Origin of the sequence: Thermoclostridium stercorarium subsp. stercorarium DSM 8532 (genome assembly GCF_000331995.1) — a bacterium.
In the GTDB taxonomy this organism is placed as follows: Bacteria; Bacillota; Clostridia; order DSM-8532; family DSM-8532; genus Thermoclostridium; species Thermoclostridium stercorarium.
Window position 1 is genome coordinate 2,317,647 of record NC_020134.1, and the last position, 20,226, is coordinate 2,337,872.

Annotated in this window: 19 protein-coding genes, 1 pseudogene, 1 CRISPR repeat array and 1 other annotated feature (1 of these 22 cut by a window edge); of the genes and pseudogenes, 13 read left to right on the top strand and 7 right to left on the bottom strand. The window is 38.4% G+C overall.

The genetic code is table 11. The annotated features are described in order from the left end of the window. Positions 1-41, bottom strand: a binding site (T-box leader); it reaches 179 nt to the left of the window's first position. 153 nt (positions 42-194) lie between these two features. The 3 genes and pseudogenes from CST_RS10000 to CST_RS10010 all read left to right on the top strand — a co-directional run. Beyond that, positions 195-551: a spore coat associated protein CotJA gene (locus tag CST_RS10000; RefSeq protein WP_015485101.1), complete on the top strand. Its 357-nt coding sequence runs from the start codon at positions 195-197 to the stop codon at positions 549-551. A gap of 15 nt (positions 552-566) precedes the next feature. Further along, on the top strand, positions 567-818 hold the full coding sequence (locus CST_RS10005) for a spore coat protein CotJB (protein WP_015359783.1): 252 nt from the start codon (positions 567-569) through the stop codon (positions 816-818). 2 nt (positions 819-820) lie between these two features. Then, positions 821-1,027: pseudogene (locus CST_RS10010) on the top strand (manganese catalase family protein); the annotation flags it as partial. Positions 1,028-1,089: 62 nt separating this feature from the next. Here the strand turns inward: CST_RS10010 and CST_RS13845 are convergent. Beyond that, positions 1,090-1,545 (bottom strand): VanZ family protein, encoded by a 456-nt coding sequence (locus CST_RS13845; protein ID WP_081594895.1) that lies wholly within the window; start codon positions 1,543-1,545, stop codon positions 1,090-1,092. A 1,220-nt stretch (positions 1,546-2,765) separates the two neighbouring features. Between CST_RS13845 and CST_RS10025 the strand changes: the two genes are divergently transcribed. Further along, positions 2,766-3,918 (top strand): IS3 family transposase gene (locus CST_RS10025; RefSeq protein WP_188118544.1). Its coding sequence is split into 2 segments (ribosomal slippage): positions 2,766-3,037 and positions 3,036-3,918, totalling 1,155 coding nucleotides; the frame shifts between segments, so codons are not numbered across the junction. A gap of 252 nt (positions 3,919-4,170) precedes the next feature. Further along, positions 4,171-5,122: direct repeats of the CRISPR family, unit length 30 nt; unit sequence GTTTCAATTCCTTATAGGTAAACTTCAAAC. Between the two features lie 587 nt (positions 5,123-5,709). On the opposite strand, the gene CST_RS13555 is transcribed toward CST_RS10025, so the two are convergent. Both CST_RS13555 and CST_RS10035 read right to left on the bottom strand, forming a co-directional pair. After that, positions 5,710-6,150: a hypothetical protein gene (locus CST_RS13555; RefSeq protein ID WP_034840035.1), complete on the bottom strand. Its 441-nt coding sequence runs from the start codon at positions 6,148-6,150 to the stop codon at positions 5,710-5,712. Between the two features lie 556 nt (positions 6,151-6,706). Continuing rightward, the gene (locus CST_RS10035; protein WP_015485105.1) at positions 6,707-6,886 is read right to left on the bottom strand and encodes a hypothetical protein; all 180 of its coding nucleotides are present in this window, start codon (positions 6,884-6,886) and stop codon (positions 6,707-6,709) included. Positions 6,887-7,565: 679 nt separating this feature from the next. Between CST_RS10035 and CST_RS10040 the strand changes: the two genes are divergently transcribed. From CST_RS10040 to CST_RS10050, 3 genes are all read left to right on the top strand, one after another. After that, on the top strand, positions 7,566-9,149 hold the full coding sequence (locus CST_RS10040) for a recombinase family protein (RefSeq protein ID WP_015359791.1): 1,584 nt from the start codon (positions 7,566-7,568) through the stop codon (positions 9,147-9,149). 19 nt (positions 9,150-9,168) lie between these two features. Next, a complete protein-coding gene (locus tag CST_RS10045) occupies positions 9,169-9,531 on the top strand; it encodes a manganese catalase family protein (protein WP_015359792.1) in 363 nt (120 codons plus the stop codon). A 260-nt stretch (positions 9,532-9,791) separates the two neighbouring features. Beyond that, the gene (locus CST_RS10050; protein ID WP_015359793.1) at positions 9,792-10,040 is read left to right on the top strand and encodes a hypothetical protein; all 249 of its coding nucleotides are present in this window, start codon (positions 9,792-9,794) and stop codon (positions 10,038-10,040) included. Positions 10,041-10,398: 358 nt separating this feature from the next. On the opposite strand, the gene eno is transcribed toward CST_RS10050, so the two are convergent. The 3 genes from eno to mtaB form a co-directional block, all read right to left on the bottom strand. Further along, positions 10,399-11,715, bottom strand: coding sequence for a phosphopyruvate hydratase (gene eno / locus CST_RS10055; protein WP_015359794.1), 1,317 nt, complete (start codon positions 11,713-11,715; stop codon positions 10,399-10,401). 333 nt (positions 11,716-12,048) lie between these two features. After that, positions 12,049-12,303: an IreB family regulatory phosphoprotein gene (locus CST_RS10060; protein ID WP_015359795.1), complete on the bottom strand. Its 255-nt coding sequence runs from the start codon at positions 12,301-12,303 to the stop codon at positions 12,049-12,051. 136 nt (positions 12,304-12,439) lie between these two features. Then, positions 12,440-13,738: a tRNA (N(6)-L-threonylcarbamoyladenosine(37)-C(2))-methylthiotransferase MtaB gene (mtaB, locus tag CST_RS10065; RefSeq protein ID WP_015359796.1), complete on the bottom strand. Its 1,299-nt coding sequence runs from the start codon at positions 13,736-13,738 to the stop codon at positions 12,440-12,442. Positions 13,739-13,978: 240 nt separating this feature from the next. On the opposite strand from mtaB, the gene CST_RS10070 reads away from it, so the two are divergent. The 3 genes from CST_RS10070 (at position 13,979) to CST_RS10080 (ending at position 17,173) form a co-directional block, all read left to right on the top strand. Continuing rightward, positions 13,979-14,209 (top strand): HPr family phosphocarrier protein, encoded by a 231-nt coding sequence (locus CST_RS10070; RefSeq protein WP_015359797.1) that lies wholly within the window; start codon positions 13,979-13,981, stop codon positions 14,207-14,209. 192 nt (positions 14,210-14,401) lie between these two features. Next, a complete protein-coding gene (locus tag CST_RS10075) occupies positions 14,402-15,928 on the top strand; it encodes a spore germination protein (RefSeq protein ID WP_015359798.1) in 1,527 nt (508 codons plus the stop codon). A 33-nt stretch (positions 15,929-15,961) separates the two neighbouring features. Beyond that, positions 15,962-17,173 carry a Ger(x)C family spore germination protein gene (locus tag CST_RS10080; RefSeq protein ID WP_015359799.1) on the top strand — a complete coding sequence of 404 codons (1,212 nt, stop codon included), beginning with the start codon at positions 15,962-15,964 and terminating at the stop codon, positions 17,171-17,173. A 233-nt stretch (positions 17,174-17,406) separates the two neighbouring features. Here the strand turns inward: CST_RS10080 and CST_RS10090 are convergent, their stop codons facing one another. Next, a complete protein-coding gene (locus tag CST_RS10090; RefSeq protein WP_015359801.1) occupies positions 17,407-18,480 on the bottom strand; it encodes an NAD(P)-binding protein in 1,074 nt (357 codons plus the stop codon). 168 nt (positions 18,481-18,648) lie between these two features. Between CST_RS10090 and CST_RS10095 the strand changes: the two genes are divergently transcribed. The 3 genes from CST_RS10095 to CST_RS10105 are packed head-to-tail and all read left to right on the top strand — an operon-like array spanning position 18,649 to position 20,186. Next, positions 18,649-18,831: a hypothetical protein gene (locus CST_RS10095; protein ID WP_242823548.1), complete on the top strand. Its 183-nt coding sequence runs from the start codon at positions 18,649-18,651 to the stop codon at positions 18,829-18,831. Between the two features lie 26 nt (positions 18,832-18,857). Then, positions 18,858-19,085 (top strand): hypothetical protein, encoded by a 228-nt coding sequence (locus CST_RS10100; protein WP_015359803.1) that lies wholly within the window; start codon positions 18,858-18,860, stop codon positions 19,083-19,085. Positions 19,086-19,112: 27 nt separating this feature from the next. Next, positions 19,113-20,186 carry an FAD-dependent oxidoreductase gene (locus tag CST_RS10105; RefSeq protein WP_015359804.1) on the top strand — a complete coding sequence of 358 codons (1,074 nt, stop codon included), beginning with the start codon at positions 19,113-19,115 and terminating at the stop codon, positions 20,184-20,186. The last annotated feature ends 40 nt before the right edge of the window (positions 20,187-20,226 follow it).

The following is a 20,226-nucleotide window of genomic DNA, read 5'->3' on the forward strand; positions in this document are numbered from 1 at the left end:
GCGGCCTGTTTTTGCCTACTCCTCTCCTTCACCGTCACTGCAATATTTATATACATGATAGTAATTTAGAAAATTGTTTTTGTCAAGAAATCCAAAACCTTTTTGCCGGTTTTTGAATTATAATTCGGTCACGCTTTTTATGTAAAATTCATAGGATGTACTATGGAAAAAACATTTTCAGGGAAGGTGTTGTGATGAAGGAAATCGCTGCGGTAATATATGCCGGCAACTGCTGCACCGGACCCAGCATCAGTATTCCTGTAATGCCGGACGATCTGCAATTAAGCCAAACTTATACGCCGTATCAGGTTTACAGAGGTATCCTGCCGGCCATGGAAGGCCTTAAAAAAGGAACTGTATTCAGTGAACTTTATCAGCCCTACAATGAAAAGAAAGAAGAACTTTGGCCAAAAGTCAACAAACAACCCATTCTTCCAGAAATAAACAAGCAACTCCCGGCAAAACAGGCTGAAAAAACAGAAAACATTATTAATGAAAAATATATCAGAGGAACGGTTTTCCCGGATTCCAATAACCGGGAAGTAAACTGAAAGGAGTGAAAATACATGGACGAACGTCAAAAACTGTTGGAACAGATAATGGCCTATGATTTCTGTCTGGTTGATTTAGGCCTGTTTTTGGACACTCATCCGTCCGATGCCAACGCACTTAAGGATTACAGAATGTGCTATGAGGAATCGCAAAAATTAAGAAAAATATATGAAGAAAAATACGGCCCGCTCAGTTTGCGGCACCTGCCCAACCCGAACTGCTGGCAATGGGTAGACTCACCGTGGCCATGGGAAAAGGAGGCGTAGGTATGTGGATTTATGAGAAAAAACTTCAGTATCCTATAAGAATTAAAAGGCCCAATCCAAAACTGGCAAAATACATTATCAGTCAGTACGGCGGCCCTGACGGCGAGCTTGCGGCATCACTCCGCTACTTAAGCCAGAGATTTCACATGCCGACGAAAGAAACCAAAGCAATTCTGAATGACATCGGTACTGAAGAATTGGTGCCATTAGGTTATCAGTGATATATTATTATCTTTGGAAACTGAAATGATTAAACTCATCAATTACTCATTTATATTGATACTTCTATTTTCATTATCTTCGGCAGCAGTATGGCAAAAAAGAACCCTGTAATTACTCCAATTGCATTAGCTATAATATCATCTATATCAAAGACTCGCACATGAGTCAGTGAAAACAACACTTCTATCAATTGCAGAATTTCCAAAGACGAAGAAAAAATAAACGAACCAAGCATTACTTTCAAAACATTGCTTTTTCTTACATTTATCGCAAGAAGGCAGCCAAAGGGAATAAACAATAATATATTGAGAGTAAAGCCCTGCAGACAATCCCTAAGTACGGGAAATAAATGGTCTTTTAATGATAAACCATCGGCAATGATTCCATTGAAGATTTCTGCTGTATTTATAACGCAATAGAACAGCGTGAAATCGAAATTTATATTTCTAAATCCCTTATATGAAAAGGGTAGACTTATCGGTAATTTAAGTGACAGCAATAGCAATGATTATATATGTAATTTTTAATATTCGAGCTCACTTTACGCCTTCAGATGTTTTATTAAAACGCCGCCGGAAGGGAATGCCTCCGGCGTTTCAATAATTTCAATAAAATTATTCCGCAGCAACTGTAAACCAACCGGAATGATACCGTCCTGTACGGATATCCATGGTTTTACACTATCGGACATCGACAGATTAATTATAGATCATTTTTGTAAATTATACCATTAATTTCGTCATTTTTCAAAATGATAGAACCTCAAACACGGTCAGTAAATTACATTAAGCCAAAGTTAAAAAGTCCCAATTCCTTTTAGGTAAACTTTAAACCTTTTGAAAAAGAAGTGGTTCAAAACTTTTATATATTTTAATTCCTTACAGGTAAACTTAAAACTATCTCTTCACCGTAGATTACGATGTACAAACGAAAGTTTCAATTCCTTATAGTTAAGCTTAAGACAGTATATTACGTTTGAGGGCGGCAGCGATTTTGCCTTGTTTCAATTCCTTATAGGTAGGCTTTAAACAGTATAGGAGTAGTAACAATGAATATGCCACGGATATTACAATTCCTTGTAGGTAAATTTCTCTAATCCCTTCCCAGCTAAACTTCAAACCAGTGAAATACGCACAAAAAAACCTTTTTAAAAACCCGCAGCTATTCATTAAAATCCGCAAAGAGCTGATAATTCTCAATTTTTACATCTGGCGCTCCTCAGGGATTTTTACACTGCCGGACGTCGACAGATTAATTATAAACCTTTTATGTAAATTATACTACTACTTTTATTGTTTTCAAGAATAAATAAAGGCTCCGACAAACCTCAAAAGAATAATCATATTCGCTATTATTTACGGTACGCGACTTCTTCATAACTACACAGAATGGCTTGAAAATAAAATCGACAGTAATTTATGTTTCAACTCCTTATAGGTAAACTTTAAACGTCAGTTGATAACAGGAATATTTATGAAGTTGTAATGTTTCAATTCCTTATAGGTAAACTTCAAACAGTTGCGGAATTAAAATACGTGTTTTCACGCGGTGAAGTTTCAATTCCTTATAGGTAAACTTTAAACTATCAAAAGAAGAAGCCAAAACAGCTGTTGATCTGGTTTCAATTCCTTATAGGTAAACTTTAAACCTCAGATTGGAAGCCGGGATATAATGATACCAGAAATTAAGACAGACAAAACGGCCAAAATAAGTTAGTATGGAACTATGGAAAAGAGAAGAAATTTTACACCGGAAGAAAAAGCAAAAATAGTGATTGAGGTCTTAAGGGAAGAAAAAACGCTGAATGAGATTGCTGCCGAATATGAAATACATCCGAATCAGCTAAGCCGCTGGAAGGCAGAATTCATAAGCAATGCAGGCAGGGTATTCAGCAAGGAAACCGATGAAGTAGAGAAAGTCAAGCAGGCGTATGAAAAGGAGAAGGACGAACTGCTTAAGCAAATTGGTCAACTCTCATATGAGGTTAACTGGCTTAAAAAAAAATCTGGCCGACTCTAAGTCCCGTGAAGACCGCATGAAGATGATTGACAGAGAAGAGAAGAAACTCAGTATAACCAAGCAAGCCGAACTGTTGAGCATAAATCGTACAAGCCTTTACTACAAGCCGGTTCCAGCAAATGATGAGGAATACCTGATTAAGAGGATCATCGATGAGATTTACACGGCTCATCCGGAGTACGGTTACCGTAGGATGACGAATATCTTGAACCGGGAATATCACATTCGCATTAATCGCAAGCGAACCCGGCGTTACATGCGGGAAATGGGGATACATGGCTTCTGTCCTGGCCCCAATCTTAGTAAGCGTCTACATGGGAAGTACTTGTATCCGTACCTGCTGAGAGGCTTGAACATTGATCATCCCAATCAGGTATGGTCCATAGACGTGACCTACTGCCGGATGAAACGTGGTTTCATGTATCTGGTAGCCATTATAGACTGGTATTCTCGTTATATTGTTGGATTTGAGCTATCAAACACGCTGGATCGGACATTTGTCATAGAGGCAATCCAAAAGGCGATAAAACGGCACGGAAAACCTGAAATTATGAATAGCGACCAAGGCTCACAGTTTACCAGTGATGATTACATCAATCTACTAAAAAACAACAATATCAAAATATCTATGGATGGCAAAGGAAGAGCATTGGATAACCAACGGATAGAGCGTTTCTTCCGATCCTACAAATGGGAAAAGCTTTATCTTGAAGATTGCGAAACAGGACATCAGCTCCGGCAGATTACAAGGGAATATGTGGAGTATTATAACAACCGGAGACCTCACCAGTCGTTGGATTACAAAACACCGGCAGAGTATTACTTCGGGGGTTGTAAGCAGCTTCCGGCAGTCGTATAAAACCTTGGGGCTCTGCCCCAAACCCCGTCCTCGCCGGAAGGCAGCCGGTCTGTCATAACAGACCGGAAAGCAAAAGGATGTATGCGCATTGGATGTCAAGGGCCAAGATGAACTCGCTTACGCTCGCCCTTGACATCCTCCAACAGAATGCATAAATGTTATAATTATACAAAAATAAAGAAAGGAGAACCTAACTTAGAAAAGCTAAAAAATTGTCTTGACAAGTGGGGGCATTATAGAATTCTTCTTCACGTTTCAATTCCTTATAGGTAAACTTCAAACCAACCATCATTTGTGCAGCTTTCATTCATTTACTCGTTTCAATTCCTTATAGGTAAACTTCAAACGATACGATTATGAAGTGCGTTTAGAATGCAACAACTGGTTTCAATTCCTTATAGGTAAACTTCAAACAGAGTGGACGGCGGTCATTATCATGACCGCTTAGAAGTTTCAATTCCTTATAGGTAAACTTCAAACGCATTTTATGCTCGTAGGGTACATCTCAGATAAAGGGTTTCAATTCCTTATAGGTAAACTTCAAACGACTGATGCAGGTAATATTCCTATGGATTTACCACGTTTCAATTCCTTATAGGTAAACTTCAAACGATGCCGTATGAGGCATACCTAAACGCCCGAGAATCGTTTCAATTCCTTATAGGTAAACTTCAAACGGTATCCAGCGCCACAATCACCTTTGCCTTGTCAAAGTTTCAATTCCTTATAGGTAAACTTCAAACACAAAGTCTATTTCTTCGGGAGTTTGAAATCTCCAAGTTTCAATTCCTTATAGGTAAACTTCAAACTAAGTATGGTGACGGTGCAATGAACCTTTGGAGTTGTTTCAATTCCTTATAGGTAAACTTCAAACGCAGTAGCACTCATATAATCACCTCACAAATAAAAGTTTCAATTCCTTATAGGTAAACTTCAAACTGAATGTATGCTATACCGGGTACGTTTACAAATTTTGTTTCAATTCCTTATAGGTAAACTTCAAACCATTAAGCAATATATTGTATAGTATAGCATAAAAATGTTTCAATTCCTTATAGGTAAACTTCAAACAAAAAGTCGCATCACTTGAAGAAGGCGCAATAAAATAGTTTCAATTCCTTATAGGTAAACTTCAAACCTTCGTTTTCAAGCTTGTCCATCTGTGATATAATTTGTTTCAATTCCTTATAGGTAAACTTCAAACCCGTAAAACCCGCATAAAAAGCCACTTTTATAAAATCACAATTTTTAAATTTTCAAGCATTAAAATCCGCAAATAGCTGATATTGCTCAATTTTTAGATCTGTCGATCCCCGGGTATTTTTGAGCTACTGGACATCGACAGATTATTTATGATAAATATTACCATATATTTTATCAATTTGCAAACTAAATAAAAAACCCCGGCTGGAGCTGAGAGTAGCGCAACAGGGAGGATTTAGTTACTTCATCCTTTGCAATAGCCTGTCCAGTATACCAATGCTCGGAATCATTAATAATACACATGTATAATAAACTTATGACGCATGTTAAAACATACCCGTTTTACAAGATGGTCTTATTCTGTGGGTTAAAACCGTATCCGGAATTCTGCATATTTATTGCAAAATACTCGAAAGCGTGCATATAATTAATTTTAGTAAAAATATAGCTAAGAGCAATTAATAACGCTAAGCTGTTTACTCAAAAATAAATTGAAATTATGATTTTACTGCATTAAAAATTAAGGGATTATATAACAATATAATCCCCGTTGAAAAATCTTAATTTTTATTAATAAAACATAAGCATCTAATTCTCGAAATATTTTTTATCAATAAGACCTTTGAAGTGATTTAAAATCTGGTACGGTTCATAATCAGTTTCTGTAGACGCTACATAGACAGTATTGTCATCTTCAATTACGACCTTATCAAAGTTTTTGGTAAAATTCATAGTTCCAAACATTAGACTATCTTTAGCTTCACTATATCGTATCATTGAGGAAAATTGTACATCATTTCTATCCGGTAACTCATATATTATTCCGTAGAACTTATAAACTGCTTCATCGTTTTTTTCAAAATCATATGGGGTAATAGTTAATGTCCCTTTAAGTTCATCAGGCCGAAATAAGTAATTTAAATACCAACCCTTGACAGATAAATTTGTAGAATTACCTGTAAACCTGTCTGTCAGTTGAAAAGCTTGTAAGGTTACATTAATTCTGGAGGGGATTGGTATAAAATACACAATTGCAATTATAATTATACAACAGAGTACTACTGTAATTACTTTTTTTCTGCCATATCAGAAATTCTCCTTATGAACTATTTTTGTGATTAAATTCGTACACGTTAGTTTGTGATTCCTAAATAATTAACTATCCCGATGGCTCCACCTTCTTTCTAACATTTTTATATCTTTCTACATATATAAACAAATTAAGCTTATTAATTGTTACACCATTGTACAGATGCGCAATTGCACTCAAAAATGGATAAACAATGCACAAGCTTGTCTAAATATCTCTAACCGCGATGAGATATATTGTCTTTTGAATTACCGGGCCGGTAAAAGTAATATCTTTGGTATCCTGTGTACTGTTTTTTATCCCGCAAACTACATTGCAATTTCATACCTGGCTGTATATTTTTGAAATGCGAGTATTTGAACCTTAACAGCTTTCACATTGGTTGTCCGGCTGTTAACGACATTGGCTATGTTGAACCATAAAAATCGTCGAAGGCCACTTTCGGGCATCTTTCGCCTTTTCGTGGAGACAAAAGTATTTGTTATCTTCTTTCAGCTAAATACTTTTTTGCCTGGACAACGCTTCACTTGCTATGTATGAGCAACGATCAAGAATTACTTGTATCTCTTCCGGTGTCTTGTTTTTACAGTAGGTGTCGTATATTTTGATATGAACATTTCCTATTTTGAATTCTTCAACCAGGTCTTCTTCCCTCTCGACAATTTCTTTCTTCATAACCAGCACCTCCAATACACTATAAGAGAGGTTATAAACTTGTTTTAGGGCTCAATAGATGAAAAATAAAGTATGCAGGTGAACGTGTTCATAAAGTGATGCCCGATGAATCTTTAAAACGAAACATCCTATTCCTTTTAACGACTTGATGCATGGATAGTAAATTTTTACCATTATTAGTACTGCATTAATTTTTTCTGGGGTTTCCCAACGGCATCATCAGCTATATTTTATCGGTGTGTTACCGATTTCATATTCTTTAATATTTTCACTAAAATCACCCCCAGAATAATCTATTAATTGAGTGCTTGACTGTGTTACTCATTGGGCACAGTTTTAAAGCAGTCGGGATTATCAAATTTGAAACTAGACACTTAAACTCTTACAAAAATTCAAAATTGACACTTCCAGTTCAATATACAAGTAATCAAATTTATGAAAGGAGATCGTATGAAACGAAATGCCACAGGACAATATGCCCTAATTCATGAGCCATTGTGGATATTATTCTTTCAAGACATTTCACGATTGTCCCTTCATCCTAATTATTTCTACCCATACACATAAACCTGTAAAAACTTAATACTACAGAAGTTTAGACGCATATAATGATAGAGTACTCAACGATTACTTGGAAAAACGTATCTGTCCTGAATATGTATTTCGGTAAGGTGAGAGCATGTACTGTATTTATCTGAGGAAGTCAAGGGCTGATGCTGAGGCTGAAGCCCGTGGTGAAGGTGAAACTTTAGCGCGTCATGAAAAGGCTTTGCTGGAGCTTGCCAAAAAACTTAACATAACAGTTGAAAAAATATACCGTGAGATTGTTTCAGGAGAAACCATTGCTTCCAGGCCGGTTGTTCAGGAGCTTCTTTCAGATGTCGAGCAAGGGTTCTGGAAAGGCGTACTTGTAATGGAAGTTGAAAGATTGGCCCGTGGCGACACCATCGACCAGGGAATAGTCGCACAAACTTTTAAATACTCGGGAACGAAAATTATCACTCCCACCAAGATATATGACCCAAATAATGAATTTGATGAGGAATATTTTGAATTCGGGCTTTTTATGTCCAGACGTGAATATAAAACAATAAACAGGCGTTTACAGCGAGGACGTCTGCAATCTGTTAAAGAAGGCAAGTATGTAGGCAATAAACCTCCTTATGGCTATATAAGAAAAAAATTACCTAATGATAAAGGTTACACTCTTGAACCACATCCTGAACAGGCTGAAATCGTAAAATTAATATTTGACCTTTATACCGGACCTAATCGTATTGGGGTATCCAAAATAGTCCGAAAACTGAATGAAATGAAAATACCTACTATTACCGGCGGCCCGTGGATTCCCTCTACAGTTCAGGGAATATTGCGTAACCCTGTATACATCGGAAAAATAAGATGGAACAGCCGGCCTCAGAGAAAGAGAATGGTTAACGGCCAGTTGGTAAAAGAACGTCCAAGAGCTAAAGACAATATAGTAATTGTTGACGGTATACATGAACCCCTAATAAGTGTTGAAACATGGGAACTCGCACAAAAATATCTTTCTGAACACAAAGAAGTGCCTGCACCCAAGCGATACCAGGTTAAAAATCCATTAGCAGGTCTTGTTATATGTGGGAAATGCGGCCGAAAAATGATACGCAGGCCATATACCAACGGGCAGCCTGATACTCTTATGTGCCCTGTCACCGCATGTGATAATATAAGCTCTTATCTGTACGTTGTAGAAGACATGACCCTTGAAGCTTTAAAAAAGCAACTGGATGAGTATAAACTGGAGGTAAAAAACATATTGAAAAACAACTCCGAATATTACAAGGAAATTGAAATATTGCAAAAATCAATTTCCAACCTGGATAAAGAATTCGAAACACTTAATAAGCAATCCAACAGTCTTCACGATTTGTTGGAACAGGGGGTTTATTCGGTAGATACCTTCCTGGAAAGATCAAAAATCATCAGTGAAAAGAAAGAAGCTAACAGAAAGGAAAGGGCCCAGCTGGAAGAAAAACTGAAAGAATATGAAAAATACACCAATGCACAGAAAAACTTTATACCAAAGACTGAAAGTCTCATAAAAGTCTATAAAATGATTGAAGACCCTGCAGATAAAAACAAAATGCTGAAGGAAGTAATAGAGAAAATAACTTATTTAAAAACAGATAACGGCCGTTGGAACTCAAATCCGGAAATACAGCTCAAAATATACCCGAAGCTGCCGAAAATAAATAAATCATTGATAACATCATGGTACTGATGAACTTGCTCATCTTGAAATGATCGGTACAATGGTGCATCAGCTGACAAAAGGCGTGCCGGCGGATGTACTGGAAAGGGAAGGCCTGGGAGCCTATTACACCGATCATGACAGAGCCGTATATCCCATGAGCGCTGCCGGTACACCTTTTACCGCGGCATATCTGCAGTCCAAGGGCGACGTTATAGCCGACCTTGTTGAAGATATGGCAGCAGAGCAAAAAGCAAGAGCAACTTATGAACATCTGATTGACCTCGCGGACGACCCCGACGTCAAAGATCCCCTGAGGTGGCTGCGGGAACGTGAAGTTGTACATTTCCAGCGTTTCGGCGAGGCATTGAGAATGGTTCAGGAACTCAAAAACAGCAAAAAATATTATTAAAAACGCCTGCTTGCCTGAATTTCCAGGGTAACAAAACAATGATTTTGGTTTTGTAAACCATGTTGTTTTGTTACCCTGACCGTTATTTAACACATTAAAAAGTTTTATACTTCATGTGAAAGCAAATGAAGAGGAAAATTATGCCGTCTATGACATTCTCTTAAACGCTTTACGTAGAAGTAATCGGTTTTACAGATTCACTTATCGGTTTTTAAAGTCATAATATGCATTATGAAAACCGTAAAACCAGACTATGAATAATGAAAGACTTTCAGAAGGAATTCATAGACATATTATCCTGCGAAGCTTTCAGGCGGTTTATGTCCGAAGGCATTAAACTTTCTCAGCTGCAGAATCTTTTATTATTATTGATAAAATTCAGAATTCCCTTTGATTTATCGTATGATCCCGGGAACCGCAGGAATGAATTAAGTATTGAACTTGTAATTTATATAACGCCTCATTCCTCCCTCACATTTACAATAGGTCAGGAAATTTCCGAACTGTAGCTTTTTCATATAATCGCCTGAATATTGTTAAGTCAATTCGCGGTAACATCCGAAATTCAGCCCGGCATTATAAACTTGCCAAAAAAAGAAAACACAGACTGACTTCAGGTTTAGTTTATAAATTCTTAAACCGATGAATCCTTAAAAATAACATCAGATATTATCTCTTATCATTATTAGCCACAGTTCTCATCTTTATAATTTTATTTTAACGGATAACCGGCTTTATCCCTGCATGAACCCAAAATAAAGTAAATTTTACCATTGTTATTATTGAGATTTTTCGCCGGAATTTTATATAAATCAAGGGCTATTTCAGTCCCGTTTTGAAATAGCCCTTTAAAACTATTTTCTGAGATTATTTGTTTTTCAGGTTAAAAAATGCTTTCAAGCCGCGGTATTCTGCCACTTCGCCCAGTTCTTCTTCAATTCTCAGCAACTGGTTGTACTTCGCAACGCGATCCGTTCTTGAAGGCGCTCCCGTCTTAATCTGACCGGAATTTGTTGCAACGGCTATGTCAGCAATTGTAGTATCTTCAGTCTCGCCTGATCTGTGGGAAGTAACGGCAGTGTAACCCGCTCTGTTTGCCATCTCTATGGCTTCAAGCGTCTCGGTTAATGTACCAATTTGGTTGACTTTAATAAGAATGGAATTTGCAACACCTTGTTCAATTCCCTTTGCCAGTCTCTCGGTATTGGTTACAAACAAGTCATCACCGACCAGCTGAATTTTGTTTCCAAGTCTTTCGGTGAGGAGTTTCCAGCCTTCCCAGTCTTCTTCTGCTACGCCGTCTTCAAGAGATATAATCGGATATTTCGATACGAGGTCTTCCCAGAAAGCGACCATTTCTTCTTTTGTCTTTAAAGTCTTTGTCTTCCAGAAATAGTACTTGCCTTCTTCGCCTATTGCCTTAGCCTCCTCATACATCTCGGTTGCTGCGGCGTCAATGGCGAGCCTGAAATCCTTACCCGGCTCAAATCCGGCTTTGCTGATAGCTTCAACAAGTACCTCCAGAGCCTCCTCGTCAGATTTAAGGTTGGGTGCAAATCCGCCTTCGTCACCAACGGCAGTGCTGTAGCCTTTTGAGCTAAGAACCTTCTTCAGGTTGTGGAATACTTCGGCACACCACTGCAATGCCTGTTTAAAACTGCTTGCGCCGACAGGCATAATCATGAATTCTTGAATGGTAACACTGTTATCAGCATGTTTACCGCCGTTTATAATATTCATCATGGGTACAGGCAAAACTTTCGCATTGGTACCGCCAATATACTTATATAAAGGCAAGTCAAGAGAATTGGCAGCAGCCTTTGCGACCGCGAGCGAAACACCAAGAATCGCATTGGCACCCAGATTGGATTTATTCTTTGTACCGTCAAGTTTAATCAGCGTTCTGTCAATGAGAACCTGATCAAAAACATTCATTCCTTCAATCGCAGGCGCGATAATCTTGTTTACATTATCAACCGCTTTCTGAACACCTTTGCCCAGGTATCTGTTTTTGTCGCCGTCACGCAGCTCTACTGCTTCAAACGCACCGGTGGACGCGCCTGAAGGTACTGCCGCACGTCCCAGTGAACCGTCTTCTACCAAAACTTCAACTTCAACAGTAGGATTTCCCCTTGAATCAAGAATTTCTCTGGCATGAACCTTTTCAATTCTCAACGGTATCATATCCCAAACTCCTTCCATTATTAAAATAAGGCATCTGTCAATTTATAAATCACATAACACCGGATATTATATCCGGAAGTTTCCATATTAAACTCTAATATAGAATAACCCAGTTTTATTTAAATGTAAAGTGCTTTTAAAGACTTTGTGAAAAAATCATCAATGAGTTCCAAAAAAAAGATTTGAAAACAGATTTTAAAATTTATTTCCCATGGTGGACTTTTCAGACGAAAACATGATACAAGAGATGAATTCAAAACAACTGTTTCAAAAACATTTATGGCACAAGGCATGGCTGCCTTTACAGCAATCAAGGCAGCCAGCCGTATTTAATCACTTCTCGCTGAGATATGATTTTACCAGTTCTTCAAGAAGCTCATCCCTCTCAATTTTTCTGATGATACTTCTGGCATTCTTATGATTTGTAATGTAAGTTGGATCGCCTGAAAGGATATATCCTACTATCTGGCTTATGGGATTGTATCCCTTTTCCTTCAATGCCTCGTAAACCGTTAACAGGATTTCTCGTGCCTGGTTTGCATTATCCTTATCCACTTTGTACATCATTGTTTCGTTATTCAAGCCCATCACTCCATTCCCTGTTCCAATGGTTCGGTGCATATGTCCCGTATAAATACTTATACCCATAAATCCTGACAGCTAACTTAACTTAATAGTAATATATTAAAATTAATATTACAATATGTTCTTTTTTACAAACAGTTTACTTTTCATTATACAATTGCCCTATCATAAAGTCATGTTCATTTTTTACAAGTCGTACGCTTAACAATTCACCCGACAGATTTTCATCGCTCAAAACCCTTACAGGTATATAATTATCGGTATGTCCGGCATAGTATCCGTCAACCTTTTCTTCAAATAAAACATCCTTAACTCTGCCAATCTGGTTTTCCCGGAACGCACGCATTGAATTATTGCAGATTGCGGTCAGTATTTTGCTTCTTTCTTCCTTCACTTCAGGAGGCACCTGATCCTTCATTGCCGCGGCTTTCGTTCCTTTCCGCACAGAATATTGGAAAATATGTGCCTGGCTGAAACCTATGCTTTGAACAAATTCGCATGTTTTCCTGAACTCCGCGTCGGTTTCGCCGGGAAACCCGGTCATTATGTCGGTCGTTATTGCCACGTCCTCAAAATACCGCCTTATTTTTTCAACTATCCCCCTGTATTCAGTGGTGGTATATTTTCTGTTCATCCTGGCCAGCGTTTCGTCACAACCGCTCTGCAGGGAAAGATGAAAATGCGGGCAAAGTTTTTCTATTCCGGACATTTCCCTTATCATTTCCTCAGTCATATAAAGAGGCTCCAGCGAACCCAGCCTTATCCGAGAAAGCCGTTCCATTTTATCCAGTTCCCTTATAACATCCAGCAATGTTCCTTTACCGGTATCTTTTCCATATGATGTAAGATGTATCCCTGTCAGGACAATTTCTTTGAAACCATTGTCTACAAGTTTTCTTGCCTCATCCATTATGGATTCCATGCTTCTGCTCCGTATACGGCCCCTGGCGAACGGAATTATGCAATAACTGCAAAACTGGTCACAGCCATCCTGAATTTTTAGAAAAGCCCGTGTATGTCCGGTGTACGACCCGGCCCACAATTCCTCATACTCTTTCAGTTCCCTTCCCGGCAGCACTTCAATTTTCTTTTCATCCCGGGAAACTTCCTCAACCAGTTCAACAATTTCACTCTTGCGGTTATTCCCTATAACCAGGTTTACTCCCTCAATTTTTGAAACTTCCTCAGGGGCCACCTGCGCATAACAGCCGACAGCCGCTATTACCGCATCGGGATTTAACCTTCGCGCTCGTCTTATCATCTGCCTTGACTTTCTGTCGCTCAGATGGGTAACAGTACATGTATTTATAACATAAACATCGGCGCAGTTATCGGGTTCAACAACCTCATAGCCCGATTTTTCAAACAGCCGTTTCATTCCTTCGGTTTCATAAGTATTAACTTTACATCCAAGGGTTATAAATGCAACCTTCTTCATTTTCCGTCATCCTGTAAAAAATAAAATTACCTCATGATAATAAATACCACGACATCTATTTTCTCAAAAAGAAAACAAATGTTCAATGCCAAAAAAAATAGCTGTTATAATTTTAACATAATTGTAATTGACTAATATCTTTTTAATATATAATATATATATAATTACAGCTGAAACATACTGGGGTTATAAAACCTTATTAAATTTAAGCATAAACGCATGAAAGGCGGTGTTTAATATATGAAAACTTTCAATATTATGCTCAAATCAATCAACGACGTGAAGGATTTTGTAAACATCGTGAACAAATACGATTTTGACGTGGACCTTACATCGGGCAGATATATAGTTGATGCAAAGTCCATTATGGGTATTTTCAGCCTTGACTTAAGCAAGCCTATAAAGGTTGAAGCTCATACCGACAATGCCGATGAATTCATGAAAGAAGTTAAACCATTTATTGTGGATTAAAATATTCCATAATTATTCAATTTCAACCGTTAAATTTAACTGTATTATTTACATAAATTTACTTTTGAGCTTGACGGGGAAAACACCCGTCATTTTTATTTTCGGTTTTTTTATTCAATATCTGCAGCTGGATGAATAATTCCATAATTAATGCAAATGCTAAAATAAAAATTATCACTGAAAGGATGTGCCATGCGGTTTTTTACAAAGCTTTTTAAGGGAAAAAAACAACAGGAAATAAACAACGATTCCCTTTTTGAATTGTCATGTTCCCTTGAGAAAAATAAACAGAATTTTGAAAGACTTTTCGACAGGTGTGATGATTTTGTAAAGCGCGATTTTATACTTATGAGAAATCGCAAAGCCTGTATTTATTATTTTGAAAGTATCGTTTCATCGGAGAATATAAGCCGGTTTATCCTTGAATGGCTTATGGAACCTATGGATACATGTGTAATTAAAACCGCTGAAAAAATCAAAAATAAATTCCTGCCTTCCCATGAAGTAAAAATCACAAAAAATACCGGAGACCTTTTGAAAGCCATATATGACGGAGACTGCATCATCCTTATAGACGGTATCGCTGAGGCCCTGATTGTCAATGTACGCACATCCAACGGCAGAATGGTCGGAAGTCCTCAGATCGAAGTATCCGCCATTGGCCCCCAGGAAGGATTTGTTGAGGATATCCACCTGAATCTTGCCCTGCTGCGCAAAAGAATCAAAACATCAAAATTCAAAATTGAATTCAGTATAAAAGGCTGTATAACAAAGAATACCTTTGCAATTATGTATATTGAAGGAATTGCGAATCCGGAATTTATTGATGAGCTGAAAAAAAGGATTGAACGGATTGATACCGATGGTGTTATCGATACCGGGCATCTGAGGAGATTTATAAGTGACAATAAATTTACCCCTTTTCCGCAGGAAATATTAACAGAGCGCCCGGACAGGTGTGTTAACCACCTTTTGGAGGGCAGAGTGGTTGTAATGATGGACGGTTCACCGTTCGCGCTGATATATCCGTCACTTTTCATAGACTTGATTAAATCCGCGGATGAGGCCTATATGAGTTATTATATGGCAATGTTCCTGCTGTTTCTGCGATTTGTCGCATTTCTGATTTCAACATTCGGTGCAGCCTTATATATTGCCCTTACCGTTTTTAACCCAGGCATGATACCGACCCAGCTATTAATAACAATAGCCAGTTCAAGAGCCGGGGTCCCTTTTCCCGCCTTCATTGAAGCGTTTATAATGGAATTTACTTTTGAGATTCTCAGGGAAGCCAACATACGCATACCTAAACCAATAGGACCTTCCATAAGCATAGTCGGCGGTCTTGTAATCGGGCAGAGCATAGTACAGGCCGGTATTGTATCCCAGGCAATGATTATAGTGGTTGCGTTAACGGCAATTTCAGCCTTTGCCGTTCCGGGTTATACTACAAACCCCGCCCTGCGGTTAATCAGATTTCCTTTTATGATTGCAGCTTCCTTTTTGGGGATGTACGGTATAATAAGCCTCTTTGTCGTACTGCTTATCCACATGGCATCAATCCGCTCTGTAGGCGTACCTTACCTTTCACCGTTAGCTCCGCTTAATCTGAAAGACATCCAGAACACTCTGCTTCATGGGCCACCCAGCTATCAGAGATATCGCCCCGCCTTCCTGGAAACATTAAACCCTGTGCATACTTCGAAAAAAAACAGCTGAATACACCTTGCCGGGCAATGAAAGGAGTCTGATATGAAAAAATGCCTTATCATTCTTTTATGTTTCTCAAGTATTTTTTTATGCTCATGCTGGGACGCAAGGGAATTAAGCGATATAGGAATAGTGGTAATGACTGGTTTTGATTTGGATCACGACGGCAACCAACGTGTTACCGTTCTGTCGGTGCAGCCATTCGGGCAGACCCAGAACCAGGAAAACGTAGCAACCACGTGGATAGGAACGGCAGCAGGGAAATCTACCTTTGATGCGTTGAGAAACCTCCGGCGCACTTCCACCAGAAGCCTTACGTGGATGCATAACAAAATTATACTTATTGGCGAAGAAAAGGCCAGACAGGGTATTTCGGATATAACCGACCTGCTCACGAGAAATTCGGAATTCAGGTACGGAAACCTTATTTTTGTTACTCCCGGGGAAGCTTCTGAAATGATGCAAGTCCCGGCGAATCTTGAAAAAAGCCTTTTTCGCGAGCTTTTAGGTATTATCGAAGGTGCCGGTGAATGGTCCAAGGGTTTTGCCCTTAATGTTAAAGAACTTTCGCTTAATTCCCTTGCGTCGTATCAGAATGGCTTTGTTATAGGAAACATGGGATTTTACTACAGCAGTAAAACCCCATTTACCATTGACTTTCAGGAATACCTGAAACTTTACTGGAAGGACACCGAACAACCTATTGCCTATGTAAGCGGCGGCGCGGTAATCGACAAGGACAGGCTTGTAGGATGGCTTTCACCGATCGAACTGAGGGGGTATCTGATACTGAGCAATAAAATAGAACAGTCATTCAGCATTTACAAAGAAATTACCGATCCCGGCTTTAAAATAACAGTAGACATAACTAATGTGGAATCAAAACTGGAATTCCCTTACGTATCCGATGACAACATTACTGCGGCCGTCACGGTTAAAGCAACCGGATTCATAACCGAGCTGTACGGCGAAATCCCCGCATATGATGAAACCTTTATTAAAAAAATTGAAGACATAGTTGCGCAGGAGATAGCTTCGGAAATATATTTGGCCGTAAACAGGGCCCAGAATGATTTAAGGACCGATTTCTTAGGTTTTCACAAAGTTTTCAAAGTAAGATATCCAAAGCAGTGGGAAAAATTAAAAGAAAACTGGTGTGAAGTTTTTTCCAGAATTCCTGTAAGTTATAATGTGAATCTTAAAATCCGGCACCGCGGTCTTATGGGAAAATATTTCCATACGGAGGACTGGTAATAATGTGGTATGCAATTGCAATAGCCGTTATATATACGATTATTCAGGCTTATTATTGCGTTAAAAAAAAGTATTTTAAGGAATTACTGGTTTCCATGGTTATAATTTTGATATCAGCCATGTATTTTGTTATCCCGTTTACGGAATTAAACATACCAACGGTTTCCGACATCGTGTATTTTATTTTTAAGCCCCTAGCTGAGCTTATTTTCGAAATAAAAAAATAGAGAAACTCATTCCTTTATTAAATTCTCAATCAATCCACCAATATGATAAAATTTTACTAACGATTTCCTGTATATGATACCGCGTATTCCCGGAAATCCCACTATACCGGTCATGTATTTCCATATATCTTTACCGCTTTTTTCAGCAAGCAGTTTGAAATTGTGTATTTTATCAATACGGTCCAGTATTGTTTGAATACTCTTCTGATAATCCGTCCTCTTGACTATGGCGTCGGCGGCAAAAATTCCGCTGATAATACCGTTTATTATTCCAAATCCCATAAAATCATCGGTTAAGCCTCCGGCATTGCCGATAAAATAAAGATTTCCAAGCTGGTTCATTTTCAACCTGCCCCCACGGTATTCGTGATCCCATGTTTGTAATATTTTGTTGGTAATATTCTCAGTTATTATCATCTTTTTCCATTTATAATCCAGTTCGTCCGGAGTAATGTCATCTGCCAGCAATGTGATAACCGCCCTGTTTTCGTTTACGGGTATCAAACATACATACAAATCATTTGAATACCCGGTTTTCATCCATGAAAAAACCTGGCAGGGTTCAAATCTGCCTTCAATAAGCCCGCTTCTCACCTGGATGATCAGTTCACTTTTCATAAGATCAAAATGCTTGGGTATATCTGAACCCCCCGTTGCAACAACTACGGCGTCAAATTCCTTCCTTATTTCATCTATAATCGAAGGCATAACACAGACATCAAAACAGAAAAAGGCATCCACTTTATCGAAAAGTTGCCTTTCCAGCGAGTCAAACCCCGGCCCGCGTTTAAAAATACAGCCGAGATTTCCGCCCTTAACCGTAATCTTTTTATTCCCAGAATACATGGTTATTTTTTTAATGGGGCGCATGGGTGCTATTTTAAGATTATATTCTTTTTCGAAAAACTTCAGCGGGTTGTTTGTAAACAGATTAAAGCAGTTTAAATGCATGCCGTACAAATTTATGGCTTCGCCTATTATAGACCTTTTTTCAAAAATCGTCGGTTTTATGCCAAGCTGATTTAAGCGGAAAGCACATGCCAGCCCTGAAACGCCCGAACCTATTATTGCTACTTTCAATAATCTTTCCTCCTATAAACGAAATTTTAAACACTTAAAAGCTATTTCATAGTGTATTTTATCCAACTTCAATTTGGTTATTTACTGTATAATATTCTTTGTTTTGCTAAAAATAAAAAACGTAGTTAATAAGAGGTGATGACTTTGTTTAAACTATACCAGGAGGATATGCTTTCATTTTACTTTAACCGAAGTCTCGGTCTTGAAGAGGTACTGATGAAAAAATATGATTTTTTTAAAAAAATGATAAAAGATCCAATTCTTGAAGACATGATTAACGATTTTAAAAAAAACAGCAAGGAACACATAAAAGAACTTAATGACAAAATGAAACGGCTGGGAATACAGTGAATTCCATATACACAGGGGTATTCAACATGAACGAGATGAACATTCTGACCGATTTACTTGAATACAAAATAATGCTTCAGAAATGGTATAATCACGCACTGCTAAGTGTGGTAAACCCCGAAGCCAAAGCCTTGTTTACAAGGCTCAGGGATGACGAAACAAGGGATATTTTAAACATACAGCAAAAGCTTCTTAGAAAAAGTACACCTGCCAATATCATACACAAAATATTCCCTGCCAAGCCAAAACCATAAAATCAAGTGCGGTAAATGGAGGTTTTTGTGAAAGTAGCAATTGTAGGAGCCGGCCTTGCCGGTCTGGCATGCGCCCACGAACTTGAACGTTTGGGTATTGTACCTGATTTATATGAAAAAAACGGGTTTATAGGCGAACCCTTCACACATTCCACAGCCATGCTGAGAATTGTGGACCGCCCCCCTCATGGCGATTATATAAGATATTTCAGGGAAAAATTATACCTTGACATCACACCTCTTGCACCGATCAGAAGAGTGATGCACCATTCCCCCACCAGGAATCTTATGGTAACCGGTAGAAAACTTGGTTTCTTTTTTCTCAGATCCAATACAAAAGATTCAATAAAAAACCAGATTTTTGCTTCACTGAATAAAACGAGAGTTTTTCTGAATAATTACGCCGATCCTCACAAATTAAAAAAACATTATGATTATGTCGTGGTCGCAACCGGAAACAACTATTATCCGAAGGAATACGGGATATGGCAGACATGGTTTAACGGATATATAAGAGGTGCGATAATTCACGGGAATTTCGACACTTCAAGGATTGATATGTGGATAAATCAGCATTACTGCAGGAACGGATATGCATATCTCACACCCTTCAGTGAAAAGAAAGCCTCTGTCATTCTTGTTGTGTCGGACTGCAGCGAACAGGACATAAACGAGTTCTGGCATACTTTTTTATACTATGAAAACATTAAATATCCCATAATCGAGGAATTTACGCAGCATCATGTAAGCGGGCATGTATACCCGAAAATAATCGACAATATCATTTTTGCCGGGCTGTCCGGAGGAAGCATTGACCCTTTCCTGGGTTTTGGCCAGTTCAATTCACTGAGCATGGGCGTATTTGCCGCGCGGTACATTGCCCTCGGTCTGGATTACCATAAGCAGTGTCAGTACATTACGAAGAAAAACATTTATCTACAGCAGCTGAGAGAAGGTTTCAACAAACTTGACAATAAAGGTTACGACAGCCTGCTTGCTGCAATGGGAATACCGGGCGTCAGGGCACTGCTTTACAAAACCACCATCAACTGGATACCCCTTGGTTCCTCAATAATAAAAAAATCAACAAAAATCAGTTAAGGCTCGGGTAATACTCTAAGTAAAAAACTGTTAAACAAAT